Source organism: Neobacillus sp. SRL179, assembly GCF_984799095.1.
The window spans coordinates 1,655,028-1,675,399 of the sequence record NZ_OZ481792.1 but is presented as its reverse complement, the minus strand read 5'-3'; the positions used below and the strand labels follow the sequence as shown (position 1 = coordinate 1,675,399).

The following is a 20,372-nucleotide window of genomic DNA, read 5'->3' as shown; positions in this document are numbered from 1 at the left end:
TATTATACTTACTTCCTACTATTTTCTCCAATTTTCTGTTATATCTTTCCTAAATTATTTTATTATTCTATCCTCATCCATTAGTTCCGTAACCGTTCCAATTTGTAAATTCCTTTGCTCTATTGCAGAAATTAATTGGTCAAGTGCTTTTGCTGTAGATTCTGTTGGATGCATGAGGACCATAGAACCTTTATCGATTTTAGATAAAACCCGATTTAAAAGAGCTTCTGGGGCTGGTTTCCGCCAATCTACAGTATCTACCGTCCACATAACAGTCTTCATATGTAGTTCAGCTGCAATTTTAATGGTTTCCTCTCGAAAACTGCCACTCGGGGGTGCAAACCATACACATTTTTCCCCTGTCGCTGCCTCAATAATTTCGTTAGTCTTTATTATTTGCTCTCTTGTCTGGGCTGCCGTGATTCTACTCATATCAGGATGAGAATAAGAATGATTGCCCACCTCATGGCCTGCAGTTACAATCATTTTTGCCAGCTCTGGATTTTTTTTTGTCCAATTTCCTTCAAGAAAAAAGGTTGCAGTTACATGGTGATTCTTTAATGTGGCCAGTATATCGGATAAATACTCATTTCCCCACGCTACATTAATAATGAAGGAAACCATTGGTTTGTCTGGATGTCCTTTATAAATAGGCGAAGGCGGTAAATCTTTGAGGTGTACGTTTGGTTTTGTCTGAACATATACCAGTTTCTTTTCATCAAAAACGCCTTTCTTCTTCATCTTTTTATATGAGGCAGCTACATCAATTTTTAGTCCGTTATAACCAGGAATGGCCTTCCAAACCGAGTCAATTTTCGCATCGGAAGGTGGTATTTCATATGTAGAAGCATTTTTTATTATGTTCTCATAAAGTGGATCGGCATGCTTCACCGTCGGAAGTGCTGATTGTGTTAAAGTTGCAACATATTTATTCACAGCCGAATTGTTTACAACTAATACTGCTATCAAACCAATCAACATTAAAATACTGACCTTTTTCATCTACCTTTCCCCCTTCCATAAAGATTATTCATGAAAAGGACAAGGTAGAACATGGAAAAGCCAAAGGCACCTTTTGAATTGATGGACATCTCGTCAACCAAACGTTTTTACAACAAAAAGCCCGAAGGGAGCACCTTCTGGCTTTTCTGTCATTCTTATATCTTAATGTTTTTCTTCCGCTTTTTCACGTTGTTCTTTTAAGACAGCTTTACGTGATAAATTTACACGGCCTTGTTTATCAATTTCAGTTACCTTAACTAACATTTCATCGCCTAATTTCACAACGTCCTCTACTTTTCCAACCCGCTCTTCAGCTAGTTCAGAAATGTGAACAAGTCCGTCTTTTCCAGCAAAGATTTCAACAAAGGCACCAAATTTTTCAATTCGCTTTACTTTACCAAGATACATTTCGCCCACTTGAACCTCACGAACAATATCTTCAATGATTTTCTTCGCTTTTTGGTTCATTTCTTGATTAGTTGAAGCAATAAACACGGTACCATCTTGCTCAATATCAATCTTAACGCCTGTTTCTTCAATAATCTTATTGATCTGTTTTCCACTAGGTCCAATAACGTCACGGATTTTATCCGGATTAATTGTCATAGTTAAGATTTTTGGTGCAAATTGTGAAAGCTCTGTTCTTGGCTCAGCTATAGTAGCTAACATTGAGTCGAGGATATGCATTCTGCCAACTTTTGCTTGTTGCAATGCTTCCTCTAAAATCTCACGGGAAAGACCTTCAATCTTGATATCCATTTGAAGTGCCGTTACCCCTTTAGCTGTACCAGCTACTTTAAAGTCCATGTCACCAAGATGGTCTTCCATCCCTTGAATGTCTGATAATACAGTATAGTGTTCACCCGATTTTACTAGTCCCATAGCAATACCTGCTACAGGGGCTTTAATTGGCACGCCTGCATCCATCATGGCTAGTGTACTGCCACAAATACTTGCTTGAGATGTAGATCCATTGGACTCGAGCACTTCAGATACAAGACGGATTGTATATGGAAAGTCTTTTTCTGAAGGAATAACTGGTTCAAGTGCCCGTTCTCCAAGAGCTCCATGACCGATTTCACGACGGCCTGGTCCCCTAATTGGACCTGTTTCCCCTACGCTAAAAGATGGGAAGTTATAATGGTGCATAAACCGTTTTTCTTCCTCAATGCCTAATCCATCTAGAATTTGCACATCGCCCATTGCTCCAAGCGTACAAATGCTCAATGCCTGAGTTTGTCCACGTGTAAACAATCCAGAACCATGTGTACGAGGCAAAAGACCAATTTGAGAAGATAATGGACGAATTTCATCAATCTTACGGCCATCTGGACGAACTTTTTCGACCGTGATCAAACGGCGAACTTCCCCTTTAACAATCTTGTCCAAGATTTGTTTTACTTGTTTCATGTCTTCGTCTGTAGCTTCTTGTTCTTCATATTTTGCAATAACTTGATTTTTTACTTCTTTAATAGCATCTTCACGAGCATGCTTTTCTTGAACCTGAATGGCCTTAAGCATATCTGCTTCACAAATTTCTCTTACTTCTGCTTCAAGTTCCTTATCAATTTCATAAAGAGTAATTTCCCTCTTTGGTTTGCCAATTTCGGCAACAATTTTTTCTTGGAATTCAATTAATTGTTTAATGTGCTCATGACCATACATAATCGCCTCTAGCATGACTTCCTCTGGCACTTCTTGCGCACCAGCCTCTACCATGTTAATGGCATCTTTTGTGCCTGCAACAGTTAAATGTATATCACTTTGCTCAGCCTGCTCTACAGTTGGATTAATTACAAATTCATTGTTAACCCGGCCCACAATCACACCAGCAATTGGTCCTTCAAATGGAATATCTGAAGTGCTAAGTGCAATCGATGACCCAAACATAGCAGCCATTTCTGTTGAGCAGTCTTGATCCACACTCATAACAATACTAATCACTTGGACATCATTACGGAATCCATCGGCAAAAAGCGGTCTAATTGGCCGGTCAATTAAACGACTAGCTAAAATAGCCTTTTCACTAGGACGACCTTCCCGTTTTATAAATCCACCAGGTATTTTACCTACAGCATATAAACGTTCTTCATAGTTTACTGTTAATGGAAAGAAATCAAGGTTTTTTGGTTCTTTTGAAGCTGTTGCAGTACTTAGGACGGCAGTATCACCATAGCGGACTAGGGCAGCACCGTTTGCTTGTTTTGCCAATTGACCGATTTCAACTGTTAATTTACGGCCAGCCCAGTCCATAGAATATACATGTTTGGTTTGTTCCATCTTTTTACCCCTCTCTATCTAAATCCTTTAGAAGGATGATACGAAAGCATCACTTTCACTTTCGTTGTAATCATCTTAATTCTAACTAGTATAAAAAAAGCCATAATAGCTTAATTATTTCAATCAAATTATCTATAGTATGCACATAAAAGCCCTGACTTAAAATTTATGTATGAAAATTTCGTTTTTTATTTTAACCTACATTTTTTGGCTAATAAAAAAGCGGGAAAAATCCCGCTTCTGTGACTAACGACGTAGACCAAGCTTATTAATTAACACACGGTAACGTTGAACATCTTTGTTACGTAAGAATGTTAAAAGATTACGACGTTTACCAACCATTTTCAAAAGACCGCGACGTGAGTGATGATCTTTTTTGTGTGTACGTAAATGGTCGTTTAAATTATTAATTGATTCTGTAAGGACAGCGATTTGAACTTCAGCAGATCCAGTATCGCCTTCATGAGTTTTATACTCATTGATAAGTTCATTTTTACGTTCTTGAGTGATTGCCATCCGATTCACCTCCTAAAATTTTCATATCCCCTGTTACCGAGCAAGCGTCGGAGACTCGACTTGCCAAGTAAAGGTTGTTTTTAATACGTATTTAAGAATACATGGTTTTACGTCAAAATGCAAGTTAAAACCTGATGATAATCTAAGAAAAACTTCTTTTAAGGGCCGAAGTTAGGAAGATTGTCGAGTTTCCTCAAAATATCGAAGGGCATTTTGTTTGTCTCGTTCAATCTGTGCCACTAATTCATCAATTCCTGAAAACCTTTGCTCCTTACGCAAATATTGATGCCACTCGACGACGACTTCTTTGCCATATATATCCTGATTAAAGTCAAACAAATGTACCTCAATTGAAATCGTTTGTGATTCCTGATTAAAAGTTGGCTTCACCCCAACATTACAGACTCCATCATACCAAGTATGATCAACCTTCATTCTTACAGCGTATACCCCGATGGGAGGAATGATATAGTCATGAATGTTGTTCACATTTGCAGTCGGAAACCCAATGGTCCTCCCGCGTTTATCTCCATCAATTACTATCCCTGATGTTGTATAAAACCTGCCAAGCAAGGTCGGAAGTTCCTCCGTTTTTCCTTCCTGCAGCAGCTGGCGAATTCTAGAGGAGCTGACTTTTTCATTATCATAAATAAACTTTGGAATAACAGAAAAAGAAAATTGATCACGTGAATGGAATGGCAATGTTTCCATTGTGCCTTTCCCCATCCGTCCATACGTAAAATCAAATCCTGCAACAACGTGCTGTACATTTAAACCAATCACGTACTGATCAATAAATTCTTGCGGCAGCAAATTGGCAAATTCATTAGTAAAATGGACAATAAACACGTAGTCAACACCCATTTCATCTAAAATCCTTATCTTCTCTTCCAGAGGAGTTATATATTGAACGTGTTTATGGACTTTGCTTAATACCACCGATGGATGTGGGTCAAATGTCATCACAGCGCTGCAATACCCCGACTCATTGGCTTGTCTTATTGCTTCTTGAATCACTTGCTGGTGACCTTTGTGAACTCCATCAAAATAGCCGAGGGCCAGTGCTAATGGAGGTAAATCACTTTTTTCTATAGTATGTGGATAACTCAATCTTTTTACTTCCAATTGAAACTCACCTTTTCTATTCGTACCGTTTACTCTAAATCATTTCTAAGTACCTTGACGGGTTTGAGAAGGTCTGGTTTGCTAGGGTGTTTTGCATAGATGGCAAGTGCCTGTCCTTCCTTCGTTTCAGCGATGATCGGTCCGTTAGTATTTTTTAAAAAGTCCGGTATATTTAAGAGTGCACCATTTTTCACTTTCTCTGCTACTTTATCATTAATCACCCATTTCGGCAAATGACAAAGTGCTGACTCTAAAGGCCTTAACACACTAGATATTGTACCTGCTTCCATATGATGTTCAATCTCTTCAAATGTCAAACAATCCTTTATTGAATAAGTGGCTGATTGAATTCTTTGCAGACTTGACATATGAGCTGGAAACCCAAGTTTTTCACCAATCATCACTGCTAATGTTCGAATATAAGTCCCTTTACTGCAGCTTACCCTGAATCGAAATGTAATCGTTTCTCCTTCAAATTGCTCCCGTTCATCAAGAAGTTCTATTGAATAAATGGATACTTTTCTGGAGGGCCGTTCCACTTCAATCCCTTTTCGAGCATATTCATACAACCGTACGCCGCCTACCTTAATTGCTGAAAACATTGGAGGAATTTGGACAATTTCTCCTGTAAGTGACTGTAATACCTTAATAATCTCTTCTCTTGAAAAACTTTTGTTCACTTCTCTTTTTTCGACCACTTCACCTGATGCATCTTCAGTCGTTGTTGAAAAGCCAAGGGTCACTTCCCCCTCGTAAGCTTTACCTGCATCCGTTATGTATTCAGCTACCTTAGTGGCTTTTCCAATACAAATAGGCAAGACTCCTGTTACATCTGGGTCAAGCGTGCCTGTATGTCCCACTTTTTTTGTTTTAAGAAGCTTTCTTAATTTAAAAACACAATCATGTGAGGTTAGCCCTGCTGGCTTGTATAATGGTAGGATTCCTTCCATCTCGTCACTGCTTTCCTTTGTTTTTAAGTTCATCTGGATTAGTCAATTAAAAAAGGGATAGACAATTGTCTATCCACTATTCTTCTTCATTTTTTTCCATCGGTTTATCATCTGTGTGCAACTGATGAAGGAGTGTTTCAATACGATTACCATAATCAATTGATTCATCCCATTCAAAGATAATTTCAGGTGTTTTACGAAGGCGAATTCGCTGGCCAATTTCTGTCCGAATGAATCCTTTTGCTTTCGCTAAACCCTTTAACGTATTCTCCCTTTGCTCTTCATCACCCAACACTGAGATGTAAACTTTGGCTTGCTGAAGGTCTCCAGAAACTTCGACATCCGTAATGGTTACAAATCCAATCCGAGGATCTTTAATTTTACGGCTGATGATTTCACCTAGTTCTTTCTTCATTTGTTCTCCAACACGATTTGCTCTCAAGCTCATCATATTCACCTCTTAACTTAGAGCCATTCGATCTCGGTGATCGTTCTTTCTATTTCAGGAAATGAGTCAATAAATTTTAAAGCGTTTTGTAATTCATGCTCTGTTGAAACACGTGTGGATGTAACAACAGCAATCGCAATTTTAGTTCGCTGCCACATATCCTGAAACCCTACTTCAGAAACAGAAACATTATATTTCTGCTTTAATCGAGTAAGGATCCGCTGCAAAACGGCTCTCTTCTCTTTTAATGAGTGGGCATCATATATGATACACTCACAAACGGCTGTTCCAATGATCATTTCCGTTCAATTTCTTCCATTACATACGCTTCAATGATATCTCCTTCTTTAACATCATTAAAGTTTTTAATGGTAACCCCACATTCATAACCTTGGGCAACCTCTTTCGCATCATCTTTAAACCGTTTTAACGCGTCAATTTGTCCTTCAAAAATAACAACGCCATTTCGGATCAAGCGAATGCCGCTATCGCGAGTGATTTTTCCATCTGTAACATATGAACCCGCAATAGTACCCACTTTTGAGACCTTGAATGTTTGACGTACTTCTGCTTGACCAATAATTTTTTCTTGGAATTCAGGGTCAAGCATACCCTTCATGGCCGCTTCAATTTCCTCAATTACTTTATAAATAATACGGTGTAAGCGAACATCAACCTTTTCTGCTTCAGCTGCACGTTTGGCATTTACGTCTGGACGAACGTTAAAGCCAATTACAATCGCGTTAGAAGCTGCTGCAAGGGTGATATCTGATTCATTAATTGCACCCGCACCGCTATGAATGATTTTAATGTTGACGCCTTGAACGTCGATTTTTTGCAGGGATGCAGCTACTGCTTCTGCTGAACCTTGAACGTCGGCTTTAAGAATTATATTTAAATCCTTCATTTCACCTTGCTTCAATTGTTCAAACAGGTTTTCTAAACTAACAATAGATTTTTCCCCACGGTGGGCAACCAATGCTTGTTGCGCACGTGCTTCACCAACATGACGAGCAGTCTTTTCATCCTCAAATACAACAAAACGATCTCCTGCTTGTGGTACATCATTAAGCCCTGTGATTTCAACAGGAGTAGATGGACCTGCCTCTTTCACACGACGTCCTTTGTCATTCACCATTGCACGGACACGTCCATGGGTAGTACCAACAACAATTGGGTCACCTATTTTCAAGGTACCATTTTGTACTAATAATGTGGCAACTGATCCACGGCCTTTATCCAACTGTGCCTCAATGACTGTACCTAAAGCTTTCCGGTTTGGATTTGCTTTATATTCCTCTACTTCACTAACAAGTAAAATCATTTCAAGAAGGGTATCGATGCCTTCACCTGTTTTAGCGGAAAGTGGTACAAAAATAGTATCTCCACCCCAAGCCTCTGCTACTAAACCATGCTCTGTTAATTCCTGCATAACTCGGTCAGCATTTGCCGCTTCTTTATCCATTTTATTAACAGCTACAATAATTGGTACTTCTGCTGCCTTTGCATGGTTAATGGCCTCGATTGTTTGCGGCATTACACCGTCATCTGCAGCCACTACAAGAATGGTAATATCAGTAATTTTTGCTCCTCTTGCACGCATTGTGGTGAAGGCAGCATGCCCAGGAGTGTCAAGGAAGGTAATTTTCTTACCATTTTCAACAACTTGATATGCTCCGATATGTTGGGTAATCCCGCCAGCTTCCCCTTCTGTTACCTTCGTATTTCGAATCGAGTCAAGGAGAGTAGTTTTACCATGGTCAACATGCCCCATGATGGTTACAACTGAAGGTCTTTCCACTAAGTCTCCCTCAGCATCTTCAGTAAAATAAACTTCAAGGTCAGTGGTATCGATTTTAATTTCTTCTTCTACTTCCACTCCATATTCACCGGCAATCAATTCAATGGCATCTTTGTCTAACATTTGATTAATGGTTGCCATTACACCTAATAAAAAGAGCTTTTTAATGATTTCAGAAGGTTCACGGTATAATTTTTTAGCTAATTCCGCAACTGTTAAAGATTCACTAAACGTGATTTTAGCTGGCAGTTCTTTTTCCTTTTTCTTTACAGGCTGCGACTGCTGTACTGGTGTGTGAGCCTTCTTCTTTTTATTATTGTGATTGTGATTATTACGATTTTGGTTATTATTATATGGCTTTGCCTTTGCTTTATCCGCATTACTAAATACTTTGTTTTCTTTTGATTGCGTTTCTTGATTTTGTTTTTTGCCCTCAACCTTTTTTGGAGGTGAGACTACCTTTACCTTGCTAGGCACAGCGTTTTTATCAGCATCTTCTTCGAAAGCTTTTGGTGTTTTAGCATGGACTGGCTGTTTTTGACCTGCTTGTGATGGTCTTTGGTTTTGGCGATTTTGTGTTTGAGCCGGACGATTATTGGAACGATTTTGCTGTCCATTTGTCTGTTTTTGCTGAGTTGACTGTGCTGACTGACTGCTAGCTTTACTGAAAGCTGCATCAAGTTTTTTAATATCGCCATCTTCTATTGTTGCCATATGATTGGTGACCTCTATATTCATTTCTTTTAATTTATTGATAATTTCTTTGCTTGAAATATTGTGTTTTTTTGCATATTCATAAACACGGATTTTACTCATTTATTTCACCCCCGCAAGATTTAATCGAGCAACGTTATCAGTTTTTTTGCAAATCCATCCTCCATAACAGCTACAACAACGCGGGCTTCTTTGCCAATCGCTTGACCAAGAAGGTGACGATTTTCCACCAATTTTAATGGAACATGATAAGAATTACATTTATCTGTAATTTTTTTCGTTGTATTTGCAGATGCATCTGCAGCTAATAAAACGAGTTTTGCCTTTCCGTTTCGGATTTCCTTCACGGCAAGTTCCTCACCCGATATGATTTTACGCGCTCGATTGGCTAAGCCAAGCAATGACATCCATTGATTTTGTTTCATTTGGACTGTCAGTTCTCCTTCTCTATTAGCTCAAGTAGTTCTTCATATATGGAATCATCAATGACAACGTCTAAATGATTTGATAGGGTGTTTTTTTTCTTGGCTAGAAGGATTGCTTCTCGATCCTTTGAAAGGTAGGCCCCTCGACCAGATTTTTTCCCTGTCAAATCAATGGAAACTTCCCCTTCTTTAGAGCGAACGATGCGAACGAGTTCTTTTTTCGGTTTCATTTCACCGGTTGCTACACATTTACGCATAGGAACTTTTTTTCTTGTGTTCACACGTATCACCTCACCTAATCATCTAATTCATCATCAAAATCAAAATCAGTATCTACCTGATCATCAAACAAGCGAATTGTTTCTTCGCGTGGATAAATCCCAAGTTCACGTGCTTCTGTTTCTGATTTGATATCAATTTTCCAACCTGTTAATTTTGCTGCAAGTCGTGCGTTTTGACCCCGTTTACCAATGGCCAAAGAGAGTTGATAATCTGGAACCACAACGGTTGTTGCTTTTTCATTTTCATTCACCATTACTTCTAGTACCTTTGATGGACTAAGTGAATTTGCTACAAACACGACTGGATCGTCAGACCATTTAACAATATCAATTTTTTCACCTTTTAATTCATTAACAACGGCTTGAACCCTTGTTCCTTTTGGACCAACACATGAGCCGACGGGATCTACCTCTTGATTGTCCGAATGAACCGATATTTTAGAACGATCACCAGCTTCGCGAGCAACCGATTTAATCTCAACAGTGCCATCATAAATTTCAGGGACTTCAATTTCGAATAACCGCTTTAGTAATCCTGGATGTGTTCTAGATACAAAAATTTGCGGACCCTTTGTGGTCTTTTCCACCTTTGTGATAAATACCTTAATCCGATCATGCGGTTTATATCGTTCATTAGGCATTTGTTCATTTACTGGTAATAATGCTTCAATCTTCCCTAGGCTGACATATATAAATTTCGAATCAAGCCTTTGAACAATACCGGTCATAATATCTTCTTCACGATCAATAAATTCCGAATAAATAATGCCTCGTTCAGCTTCTCTTACACGTTGTGTAACCACTTGTTTTGCGGTCTGAGCGGCAATTCTGCCGAAGTCTTTAGGCGTTACTTCCATTTCAACGACATCTTCGACTTGGTAATTTGGATTAATCCGTTGTGCATCTTCTAATGAGATTTCTAAACGCGGATCAAAAACCTGATCCACTACTTCTTTGCGTGCAAAGACACGCATGGTACCCACTTGTAAATTCAAATCAATGCGAACATTTTGAGCCTGATTAAAGTTTCGGCGATAAGCTGAAATTAATGCTGCCTCAATGGCATCAATAAGTATATCTCTTGAAATACCTTTCTCTCTTTCAAGTATTGTAAGAGCATCTAATAATTCGCTGCTCATTAGCTTGTATCCCCCTAATCCTAAAAGTATAATTGTTTTTTTTATCTTTTATGAAAAAACAACAGCTAATCGTGCATTGGCAATTTTTTCATATGGAATTTCAATGATTTTTTTTCTTGTTTTAATTTTTACCTCAATTTTTACTTGCTGACCATCAAATTCCAGTAAGGTGCCCTCGAAGTTTTTTTCCCCATTAATTGGTTCATAAGTTTTAATAAAGACATTTTTACCGATAGCCTTTTCGAAGTCTTTTTCTTTTTTTAAGGGACGTTCTGCACCTGGTGATGATACTTCAAGAAAGTAGTTATGGGGAATGGGATCAATCTCATCGAGTTTTTCACTTAGTCGCTCGCTTACTAGACCACATTCCTCTATATCAACACCTTTTTCTGAATCAATATATACGCGAAGGAACCAGTTTTTCCCTTCCTTCACATACTCAATTTCCACTAATTCTAAGCCAAGCTCTTGAAAAATTGGTGCAGCCAGCTCTTCCACAACTTCCGTTACTTTGCTCATGCTTTACCTCCTTTTCTTTTCTTTTTCACCCATATTCTATGTAGTTCACGGAAAGTTTTATCAAGTAACATTAATAAACAAAAGTAAACTAGAACCAAGTTACGATGCGCAGCTTGATTACATAACGAAAGAGTGGGTTTCCCCACTCTTGAACACGAGAGTATTTCTTAGTATTTCCAATAAAACTATACCATAACCCTTATTTATATGCAAATGAATACAAAAGCGAAAGCGCCTGGTCTGGGCTTGAACTCTAGAACAATGAAAGCTGATTTTGTTCTGGAAGGGAAGCGAGACAGCCTTGTTTATCTAAATACTCAAGGATTGTTTTCGACACTTTTCCGCGTTGCTGTAAATCCTCTTTTGATAAAAACTCTCCATCTTCTCTTGCTTTAACGATATTAAAAGCGGCATTTGTTCCTAAGCCAGGTATTGAATTAAACGGAGGAATTAAAGAATTACCCTCAATGATAAAATCTGATGCCTCGGATTTGTATAAATCATAGTTTTGGAAGGTAAAACCTCTTTCGGTCATTTCAAGCGCAAGCTCTAATACCGTTAACAAACTTTTCTCTTTGTTAGATGCCTCTAGACCTTTTGCATTAATTTCTTCGATTTTTGCCCTGATGGATTCTGATCCCCTTGACATGGCTTCGATATCAAAATCCTCGGCACGGACTGTAAAATAAGCTGCATAATAAAGTAGAGGGAGATGGACCTTAAAGTACGCAATTCTAACTGCCATTAACACATAGGCAGCGGCATGGGCTTTAGGGAACATATATTTTATTTTTTTGCAGGAATCAATATACCATTCCGGTACTTCGTTTCTCCGCATTTCTGCTTCCATTTCATCTGTTAAGCCTTTCCCTTTACGAACTGACTCCATTATTTTAAATGCAAAGGATGGATCAAGACCCTGATAAATTAAATAGACCATGATATCATCACGACAACCGATTACTTCACTTAGGTTACAAATTTGATTATGAATGAGTTCCTGGGCATTTCCCAGCCAAACATCGGTCCCGTGTGATAGACCTGAAATCTGAACTAGCTCAGAAAAGGTAGTCGGCTTTGTATCTTCAAGCATTTGCCGAACAAAGCGAGTACCGAATTCAGGAATTCCCAGAGTACCTGTTTTACACATAATTTGTTGTTCTGTTACACCTAATGATTCGGTGCTGCTAAATATTTTCATTACTTCCGGATCGTCGGTTGGAATGGTTTTTGGATCAATTCCACTTAAATCCTGAAGCATCCGAATAACGGTTGGATCATCGTGACCAAGAATATCAAGTTTCAATACATTATCATGGATGGAATGGAAATCAAAATGGGTCGTTTTCCACTCAGAATTCCGATCATCTGCCGGGAATTGAATAGGTGTAAAGTCGTAAACATCCATATAATCTGGAATAACAATAATTCCACCTGGATGCTGTCCAGTTGTTCTTTTCACACCCGTACAGCCTGATGCCAGCCGTTCAATTTCGGCACCGCGAATTTGTAGATTGTTATCTTGCTGGTAGGCTTTCACATACCCAAAAGCTGTTTTATCTGCAACGGTTCCAATGGTCCCGGCCCGGTAAACTTTGTCCTCGCCAAAGAGAACCTTCGTATAGTTATGGGCACGGGGCTGATATTCACCAGAGAAGTTCAAGTCAATATCAGGAACCTTATCCCCTTTAAATCCAAGGAATGTTTCAAATGGAATATCATGTCCATCTTTACGATACTTAGATCCACATTGTGGACAGTCTTTATCAGGCAAATCAAATCCAGAACCCACCGAACCATCATGGAAAAACTCGGAATGTTTACAGGTTGGACATATATAATGTGGCGGTAATGGATTAACTTCGGTAATTTCTGTCATGGTTGCTACCAACGATGAACCGACAGATCCCCGCGAACCAACCAAATAGCCATCATCTAATGATTTTTTTACAAGTTTATGGGCGATTAAATAAATGACGGCAAATCCATGCCCGATAATACTTTTCAGTTCTTTTTCCAAACGTGCTTCAACGATTTCCGGCAATGGGTCTCCATAAATTTTATGAGCCATTTCATAGCTCATCTGGCGCATTTCATCTTCTGCACCCTCAATTCGCGGCGTATATAACTCATCTTTAATTGGTTTAATACTATCAACCATGTCAGCAATTTTATTGGTATTGGTTACTACAATTTCTTTTGCCTTTTCTTTTCCTAAGAACGAAAAGCAATCAAGCATTTCGTTAGTTGTTCTAAAGTGGACATCTGGCAGTTCATGACGGTTTAATGGGTTTGCCCCGCCTTGCGAGTTGATTAAAATTTTACGATAAATTTTATCATTTTCATTTAAATAATGGACATTGCCTGTAGCCACAACCGGAATATCTAATTTATCGCCAAGGGTGACGATCTTACTAATAATATCTTCCATGGACTTTTCATCTCGTACTAATTCCATTTCAATTAGCGGAGCATTTACCTCTTTGGGCATAACCTCAAGATAGTCATAAAAGCGTGCATGCGCCTCTACTTCTTCAGGGGACTTTTGCATCATCCCTTCAAATACTTCACCTTTATTACAGGCAGAGCCAACAAGAATCCCTTCTCTATACTTTTGGAGAACTGAGCGTGGAATTCTCGGTACTCTATAAAAATATTCTATATGGGAAATGGAAACGAGTTTGAACAAGTTTTTTAATCCAGCTTCCGTTTGGGCTAAAAGGGTTGCATGGTAGGGACGAGCGCGCTGATACGCATTCCCTTTCCCCATATTATCGTTAAATTCATCATGGTATTGAATCCCTTTTTCAAGGGCGTCTTTTAGCATCTTTAAAAGTAAATAACCCGTTGCTTCTGCATCATATATGGCACGGTGGTGTTGGGTTAATTCAATATCGAATTTCTTAGTTAATGTATTTAACCGATGGTTTTTCATCTCTGGATAAAGGAATCGTCCGAGTTCCAATGTATCAATAACCGGGTTTTTTGCCTTTTCTAGTCCAATTTTTTTGTATCCAACGTTAAGAAAACCCATATCAAAACTAGCATTATGAGCTACTAAGACGGCATCTCCTGCCCAGTCGTGAAAGTCCTTTAATACCTCACCAATTTCTGGAGCATTTTGCACCATATCATCGGTTATTCCTGTCAAATTGATCGTTGTTGCGGAAAGACGATGATGTGGATTTGCAAAGGCCTCAAATTTGTCAATGACTGCCCCGTCCCTCACCTTAACAGCGGCAAGTTCGATAATCGTATCATAAACTGCCGAAAGGCCGGTTGTTTCAACGTCAAAAATAACAAATGTATCTTCGGCTAACAAGCGATGTGAGTCATTGTAAGCAATCGGGACACCATCATCCACTAGGTTTATTTCAACCCCATAAAGAATTTTTATATCATGTTTCTTGCCGGCTCCGTATGCTTCTGGAAATGATTGCGCCCCGGCATGATCTGTAACAGCGATAGCTTTATGTCCCCATTTTTTTGCCTGGGCAACAAGGGTGCTCACCGGTGTTACAGCATCCATCTGGCTCATTGGGGTATGCAAATGAAGTTCAACACGTTTTTCATCCTCTGGTGCCGTATCCTTACGGCCCGCAGGCTTGATTTCATTTATATCATTTCCAATCATGACAAGGTCGCGAACAAAGGTATCATTTTGAATACTGCCACGAACTCTTACCCACATTCCTTTTTTCACGTATTGAAAAAGGGCTGCATCCTCTTTATCACGGGAAAACATTTTTACTATAATAGAGCTAGTATAATCAGTAATCTTAAACGTTAACAGCGATCGGCCGCTCCGTAATTCTCTGATTTCAGCATCAAAAATATAGCCTTGGACGGTTACTCGTCTTTCTTCATCCACAATATCAATTAAACTGCGAAGGTCATGGTCATCCTTAATGGTTAAACCAATTGAAAGCGGACCAACCGGACCGTCTCCAGAGGATTGATCTTTTTCCGTTTCCTTCTTCTGCATCTCAACGACTGCTTGGTGAGCACGTTCTTGATCTTCCTTTTGCTTAGCTAATAGGAATTTCTGGTAGTCATCATTTTTTTCTTCACTATTAATTTCTGTATCGATCGTTAAGACGGGGAAACCATAGGATTGATAAATATTCCCAATGATAGGACCATATTTTCGTTTTAATGCTAATCCTTCGGTTTCGTTCCTAACGGTAACGATTAGTTTGTTCCCGCTGACATCAGGAACTTGTTCGTTTAGAAGTTTTATAAGCGGAGGCGATATCCCATCAATATTCCTGATGCAATCATTCCAATATTCTTGAATGAGTGTTGGGGAAATGTTTGAATTTGTTACTTGGATATCGTAAGCAATAGTTGCTATATTTGAAAATGTTCTCTCTAGTTGGGTTGTAAACTTAAGATATACATTATAAGGAAGGATATTTTCAAATAAAAATTGAAAATGCCATTTTTTTGCTTTTTTTTCAACTAAAAGTCTTTCAATTTGTGCATTTTTAAAATGTACTACTACAGCATCCTCTATCAATTTCAGCTGCTGGAGCAAGAGTTGGAATCGCTCTTTATTGCCTAAGGCTTGGTCGCTCATCGTCTCTCTCCCATCTATATCAATATCTCTATTTTTATTTCATATCAACAAATAATTATAACATATGAACTACAAAGATTCGGCTTTATTCGACAGAAAACTTCATCCAATTTAGGCTTCTTTTCCTAAAAAAATGATTAGGACCGCCGCAGCGGTCCTAATCATTAGTCAGTTTGGGTTAAAGGAAAAATCTTTGAATATCATTCCATGTAACCACTAGCATTAATAGCATCAGGAGGGCAAAGCCGATAAAATGAACCATGCCTTCCTTCTGCCTGTCTATTGGTTTTCCTCTCACAGCTTCAACGGCAAAAAACATTAACCTGCCGCCATCAAGTGCAGGAATAGGCAAGAGATTCATGATCCCTAAGTTGATACTTAAGATTCCAGCCCATTTCATTAAATAATAAATACCTGATTTAGCCACTTCATCAGTGGATTTATAAATTCCCACTGGCCCTGATAATGCATCAATAGAGAACTGACCTGTGACTAATTTCCCAAGCATCAAAAAGATCTGTTTTGTCCAGAGATAGGTTTCTGTAAAACCTGACTTAACTGCTAAAATTGGAGACTTTTCGACTGGACTATATACACCGATGAGCCCCATTTTTTCTCCCTCAACTGTTTTTTCTTGAGGTGTTACTGATAAGTCTTGTTCCTTATTATCACGAATAATTGAGAAATCAAGTTTTTTATTTGGGTTTTCACGGATAATTTCCACAACATCTGTCCAACTTGAAATTTCTGACCCATTAATGCTCTGTACAATATCCCCTTCTTGCAATCCAGCAGATTTGGCTGCACCGTCTGGAGTAATGACCCCTAATTTGGGTTCATTCGAAGGGACACCTTGGAGTAAGGCAATAATGATAAAAACAATAAATGCTAAGACAAAGTTCATCATTGGTCCTGCAAAAATAGCCATAAACCTCTGTCCTAAGGTTTTTGAACCAAATTGCCTGTCAATCGGTGCAATTTGTGATTCAATTCCATTCTCCACAATAACAGCTTGAGGATGAACCTGAAATTTTACCATATTTTCTGATTCATCTTCGGGATACCCTTTAATGATTAAGTCCTTTTCAATGTCTGCATATTCAACTTCAACAATTCGACAATTAGGGAATTTTTCTTTATTATTTAAAATAATTTTGTTAACCTGATTTTCCTTATTAAATAAAAGACCAATTCTATAGCCTGGTTTTATTTCCACCATTTCCGGATCTTCTCCCGCCATGCGGACAAATCCACCGATTGGTAATAAGCGGATGGTATAGGTTGTCTCACCTTTTTTATGAGTAAATACCTTAGGCCCCATGCCAATCGCAAACTCGCGGCAAAGTATGCCTGCTCTTTTGGCAAAGATGAAGTGACCAAATTCATGAAAGAAGACAAGTGCGCCAAAAATCACAATAAAAGCAATAACTGTAGTCATTTTTACAACCTCCTTTTTTCAGGATAGGGAAGGATTCTTAAGCTACGAAAATTTGTTTATCAGCGACATGTCTCTTTCCTACATCGTAAGAATGTTTTTATAGAAGAGAATGAACAAATTGCCTTGTTTCCTTATCTACCTCTTCAATGATCGCCAAGCTTGGATTTTCGACAGTATTATGATTACTTAATGCTTTTTCAATTAAATCCTCAATTTGCAAGAAGCGAATTTTACCTTGTAAAAAGGCTCCAACAGCTGCTTCGTTGGCTGCATTTAAAACAGTAGGCATTGTACCGCCTTTTTCACCTGCCTGATAGGCAAACTGCAAGCAGCGAAACCGATTAGTATCCATTTCCTGGAAGTTCAGTTTCCCAATCTTCGCTAAATCCAATCTTTTGGCAGATTGGCGAGATAAGCGGTCAGGATAGGTTAGTGCATACTGGATAGGTACCCTCATATCTGGTGTCCCAAGTTGAGCAATGACACTCGAGTCATGAAATTCAACCATAGAATGAATGATACTTTCTTTGTGCAGCAGGACATCAATTTTACTATATGGCATATTAAACAACCAGTGTGCTTCAATGACTTCCAACCCTTTATTCATCATGGTAGCTGAATCAACTGTAATTTTGGCCCCCATCGACCAATTGGGATGGTTTAATGCCTCTTCCACTGTTACATTTTCTAATTCAGACCTAGTCCGGTCCCGAAAACTCCCACCAGAAGCAGTTAAGATTAATCGCGCTATATTCTTTTCCTTTTCTCCTTGCAAGGCTTGGAATATAGCAGAATGTTCACTGTCAACAGGCAGCAATTGTACATTATTTCTTTTTGCTGCTTCGATCACTAAATGTCCAGCAGTTACCAATGTTTCTTTATTGGCAATGGCGATAATCTTTCCACATTCTATTGCTTGTAATGTTGGATGGAGACCCACACTGCCGAGGACTGCATTAACAAGGATGGTTGATTTATCAAAAACCGCCACCTCAATTAGTCCTTCACTGCCATAGGTAAACTTTGTTTGTGGAAACTCTATTTTTAAGGTTTGACAATCATGATAATCTTGTACTGAAACAAGTGCAGGTTTAAATTCGACAATCAATTTTCGAGCTAAATCAATATTTTTTCCAACTGAAAATGCGGCTAAGGTAAATTCCGTTGGATGCTCACGAATAATATCGATTGTCTGAATTCCAATTGATCCCGTTGCACCCAATAAACTAATTATTTTCAAAAAACTCAACTCCTATTTTTAAAGCACACACATTACATCCAAAGATGAAATAAATTCAAGATGGGCCAGACAAATAATAAACTGTCAAAACGGTCGAGTATACCGCCATGGCCCGGTAATATGGTTCCAGAATCTTTCACATTAAAATGGCGTTTAAAAGCAGATTGAACAAGATCTCCAATTTGTCCAAAAACAGAAAGGACAACCGTAATCCCCATTAGCGTGACAAGATTTGCCGAGATGGAAGAAAATAGTACAAAAAGAACTGCTACGATAACAGCACATACCACTCCACCTAAGGAGCCTTCGACTGTTTTATTAGGACTGATTTCTGGCCATAGCTTATTTTTACCAAGTGCTTTTCCAATAAAATAGGCCCCTGAATCTGTTGCCCAAATAATAAATAATGAATAGAAAATATAGACAAGTCCTGCCTGACGTGTTTCCATAAAAAAATAAAAACCTGTCCCTACATATAAGGCTGACAAAATCGAAAAAGCAACATCCTCAAAGGTAAACCGATTTTTGGTGACAACCGTATAGGTTAATAATAATAATAGTAACACGATAGAAATCTCTGTTTTTGAATAATAAAAAGTTGAGAAAACATCGTTATATTGTTTTGGAAAAATTAATACCCATAGAAATAATAGTGATAACAGTCCATTTATTGAAAAAATAGATAGCTTTTTCATCTTCAGCAATTCATATAATCCAATTGCTGCTAGGGCATATGTTAATAAAATAAATGGCAGGCCACCAAAAAATACTAGGGGCAAGAATAAGGCTGCTGCTACGACTCCTGTTATAATTCTTTGCTTCATCTACAAATTCAACACCTTTATTGTTTCTCATAGAGGGAAAAGCCTGAAACGATTATTATATCCCGCCAAACCGGCGCTGACGGTTTTGGTAAGCTTGTATGGCCTCGATTAAATGTTCCTCACTAAAATCCGGCCATAAAACCTCCGTAAACCAAAACTCACTGTAGGCCAACTGCCACAACATAAAATTACTCAAGCGAATTTCCCCACTCGTACGGATTAATAGGTCGGGATCAGTGAACTCAGACGTCATTAAGTAGGAGGAAAAGATCTTTTCGTCGAGCTCCTTCTCCTTCAGTATACCATTTTTACTATCATTTATGACATGTTTGACGGCATCAAGGATTTCCGCCCTGCTGCCATAATTCAAAGCAAAATTTAAGACAAGTCCAGTATTATCTTTTGTTTCCTCTATAGCCTTTTCAATTGCTTGCAGCGTATGGTTTGGAAGTTGATCCTTATAGCCCATCATTTTCACCTGAACGTTATGCTCAATTAATTCAGGGAGAAAAGTACCTAAGAATTCTTCTGGAAGTCTCATAATGTATTCAACTTCATTTTTAGGACGTTTCCAGTTTTCAGTGGAAAATGCATATAAGGTTAACGCTTTAATCCCCAGTTTATTCGCAAGCATAGTTGTTTTACGAACAACCTTCATGCCTTCATGATGACCAGCAATTCGGGGTAAAGCCCGCTTTCTAGCCCAGCGCCCATTTCCATCCATAATAATTGCAACATGCTCTGGAACAGGCAATTCTTTTATTTCATCTATTTTATCTCGGAGTGTGGAAGAGTTATTGGGCTTCTTCCAAAGCCTTATTTTATTAAACATAACATTGCTCCTCAATTAGTTAATCATTTCCTCCGATAATAAATCATGCTTTCAAAACCATCGATCCACGGTATGTAAATGACTTTTCCAAAGTCAACTGGTTATATCATACCAAAAAACGTTAAAGATATCTCTAATTATAACTTATGTAAAATAAAAGGAATTAAGAATTATGTTCAAAAGATTTTCCGGGACAGACTTTAGGAGAAATATCTAAAAATAGTGAAAAAAACCCCCTAAAAAGAGGGTCTGTTAGTAG

17 protein-coding genes are annotated in these 20,372 nt (G+C 38.4%); all 17 read right to left on the bottom strand.

Annotated elements, in window-relative coordinates; all coding sequences use genetic code 11:
* Positions 1-54 precede the first annotated feature (54 nt).
* Positions 55-1,002, bottom strand: coding sequence for a polysaccharide deacetylase family protein (locus AC4E8C_RS08315; protein WP_490211640.1), 948 nt, complete (start codon positions 1,000-1,002; stop codon positions 55-57).
* A 162-nt stretch (positions 1,003-1,164) separates the two neighbouring features.
* On the bottom strand, positions 1,165-3,282 hold the full coding sequence (gene pnp, locus AC4E8C_RS08310; protein ID WP_490211639.1) for a polyribonucleotide nucleotidyltransferase: 2,118 nt from the start codon (positions 3,280-3,282) through the stop codon (positions 1,165-1,167).
* Positions 3,283-3,528: 246 nt separating this feature from the next.
* Entirely contained in the window at positions 3,529-3,798 is a 270-nt protein-coding gene (gene rpsO / locus AC4E8C_RS08305) for a 30S ribosomal protein S15 (protein ID WP_248733571.1), read from the bottom strand.
* A 171-nt stretch (positions 3,799-3,969) separates the two neighbouring features.
* Complete coding sequence (gene ribF, locus AC4E8C_RS08300; RefSeq protein WP_490211638.1) at positions 3,970-4,923, bottom strand: bifunctional riboflavin kinase/FAD synthetase; 954 nt, start codon at positions 4,921-4,923, stop codon at positions 3,970-3,972.
* Positions 4,924-4,952: 29 nt separating this feature from the next.
* Complete coding sequence (gene truB, locus AC4E8C_RS08295; RefSeq protein WP_490212503.1) at positions 4,953-5,873, bottom strand: tRNA pseudouridine(55) synthase TruB; 921 nt, start codon at positions 5,871-5,873, stop codon at positions 4,953-4,955.
* 76 nt (positions 5,874-5,949) lie between these two features.
* The gene (rbfA, locus tag AC4E8C_RS08290) at positions 5,950-6,321 is read right to left on the bottom strand and encodes a 30S ribosome-binding factor RbfA (protein ID WP_490212502.1); all 372 of its coding nucleotides are present in this window, start codon (positions 6,319-6,321) and stop codon (positions 5,950-5,952) included.
* Positions 6,322-6,338: 17 nt separating this feature from the next.
* Positions 6,339-6,620, bottom strand: coding sequence for a DUF503 domain-containing protein (locus AC4E8C_RS08285; protein WP_490211637.1), 282 nt, complete (start codon positions 6,618-6,620; stop codon positions 6,339-6,341).
* A complete protein-coding gene (gene infB / locus AC4E8C_RS08280; RefSeq protein WP_490211636.1) occupies positions 6,617-8,938 on the bottom strand; it encodes a translation initiation factor IF-2 in 2,322 nt (773 codons plus the stop codon). The genes AC4E8C_RS08285 and infB overlap by 4 nt, the downstream gene beginning before the upstream one ends.
* Before the next feature lie 20 nt (positions 8,939-8,958).
* Positions 8,959-9,261, bottom strand: coding sequence for a YlxQ family RNA-binding protein (locus tag AC4E8C_RS08275; protein ID WP_490211635.1), 303 nt, complete (start codon positions 9,259-9,261; stop codon positions 8,959-8,961).
* A gap of 8 nt (positions 9,262-9,269) precedes the next feature.
* The gene (gene rnpM / locus AC4E8C_RS08270; RefSeq protein WP_490211634.1) at positions 9,270-9,542 is read right to left on the bottom strand and encodes an RNase P modulator RnpM; all 273 of its coding nucleotides are present in this window, start codon (positions 9,540-9,542) and stop codon (positions 9,270-9,272) included.
* Between the two features lie 14 nt (positions 9,543-9,556).
* Positions 9,557-10,681, bottom strand: coding sequence for a transcription termination factor NusA (gene nusA / locus AC4E8C_RS08265; RefSeq protein WP_490211633.1), 1,125 nt, complete (start codon positions 10,679-10,681; stop codon positions 9,557-9,559).
* A 48-nt stretch (positions 10,682-10,729) separates the two neighbouring features.
* A complete protein-coding gene (gene rimP, locus AC4E8C_RS08260) occupies positions 10,730-11,200 on the bottom strand; it encodes a ribosome maturation factor RimP (RefSeq protein WP_490211632.1) in 471 nt (156 codons plus the stop codon).
* 253 nt (positions 11,201-11,453) lie between these two features.
* Positions 11,454-15,779 (bottom strand): PolC-type DNA polymerase III, encoded by a 4,326-nt coding sequence (locus AC4E8C_RS08255; protein ID WP_490211631.1) that lies wholly within the window; start codon positions 15,777-15,779, stop codon positions 11,454-11,456.
* A 178-nt stretch (positions 15,780-15,957) separates the two neighbouring features.
* The gene (gene rseP / locus AC4E8C_RS08250; protein ID WP_490211630.1) at positions 15,958-17,217 is read right to left on the bottom strand and encodes an RIP metalloprotease RseP; all 1,260 of its coding nucleotides are present in this window, start codon (positions 17,215-17,217) and stop codon (positions 15,958-15,960) included.
* Between the two features lie 97 nt (positions 17,218-17,314).
* Complete coding sequence (gene dxr, locus AC4E8C_RS08245) at positions 17,315-18,457, bottom strand: 1-deoxy-D-xylulose-5-phosphate reductoisomerase (protein WP_490211629.1); 1,143 nt, start codon at positions 18,455-18,457, stop codon at positions 17,315-17,317.
* A gap of 32 nt (positions 18,458-18,489) precedes the next feature.
* Positions 18,490-19,281 carry a phosphatidate cytidylyltransferase gene (locus AC4E8C_RS08240; RefSeq protein ID WP_490211628.1) on the bottom strand — a complete coding sequence of 264 codons (792 nt, stop codon included), beginning with the start codon at positions 19,279-19,281 and terminating at the stop codon, positions 18,490-18,492.
* A 55-nt stretch (positions 19,282-19,336) separates the two neighbouring features.
* Complete coding sequence (gene uppS, locus AC4E8C_RS08235) at positions 19,337-20,113, bottom strand: undecaprenyl pyrophosphate synthase (RefSeq protein WP_490211627.1); 777 nt, start codon at positions 20,111-20,113, stop codon at positions 19,337-19,339.
* Between the last annotated feature and the right edge of the window lie 259 nt (positions 20,114-20,372).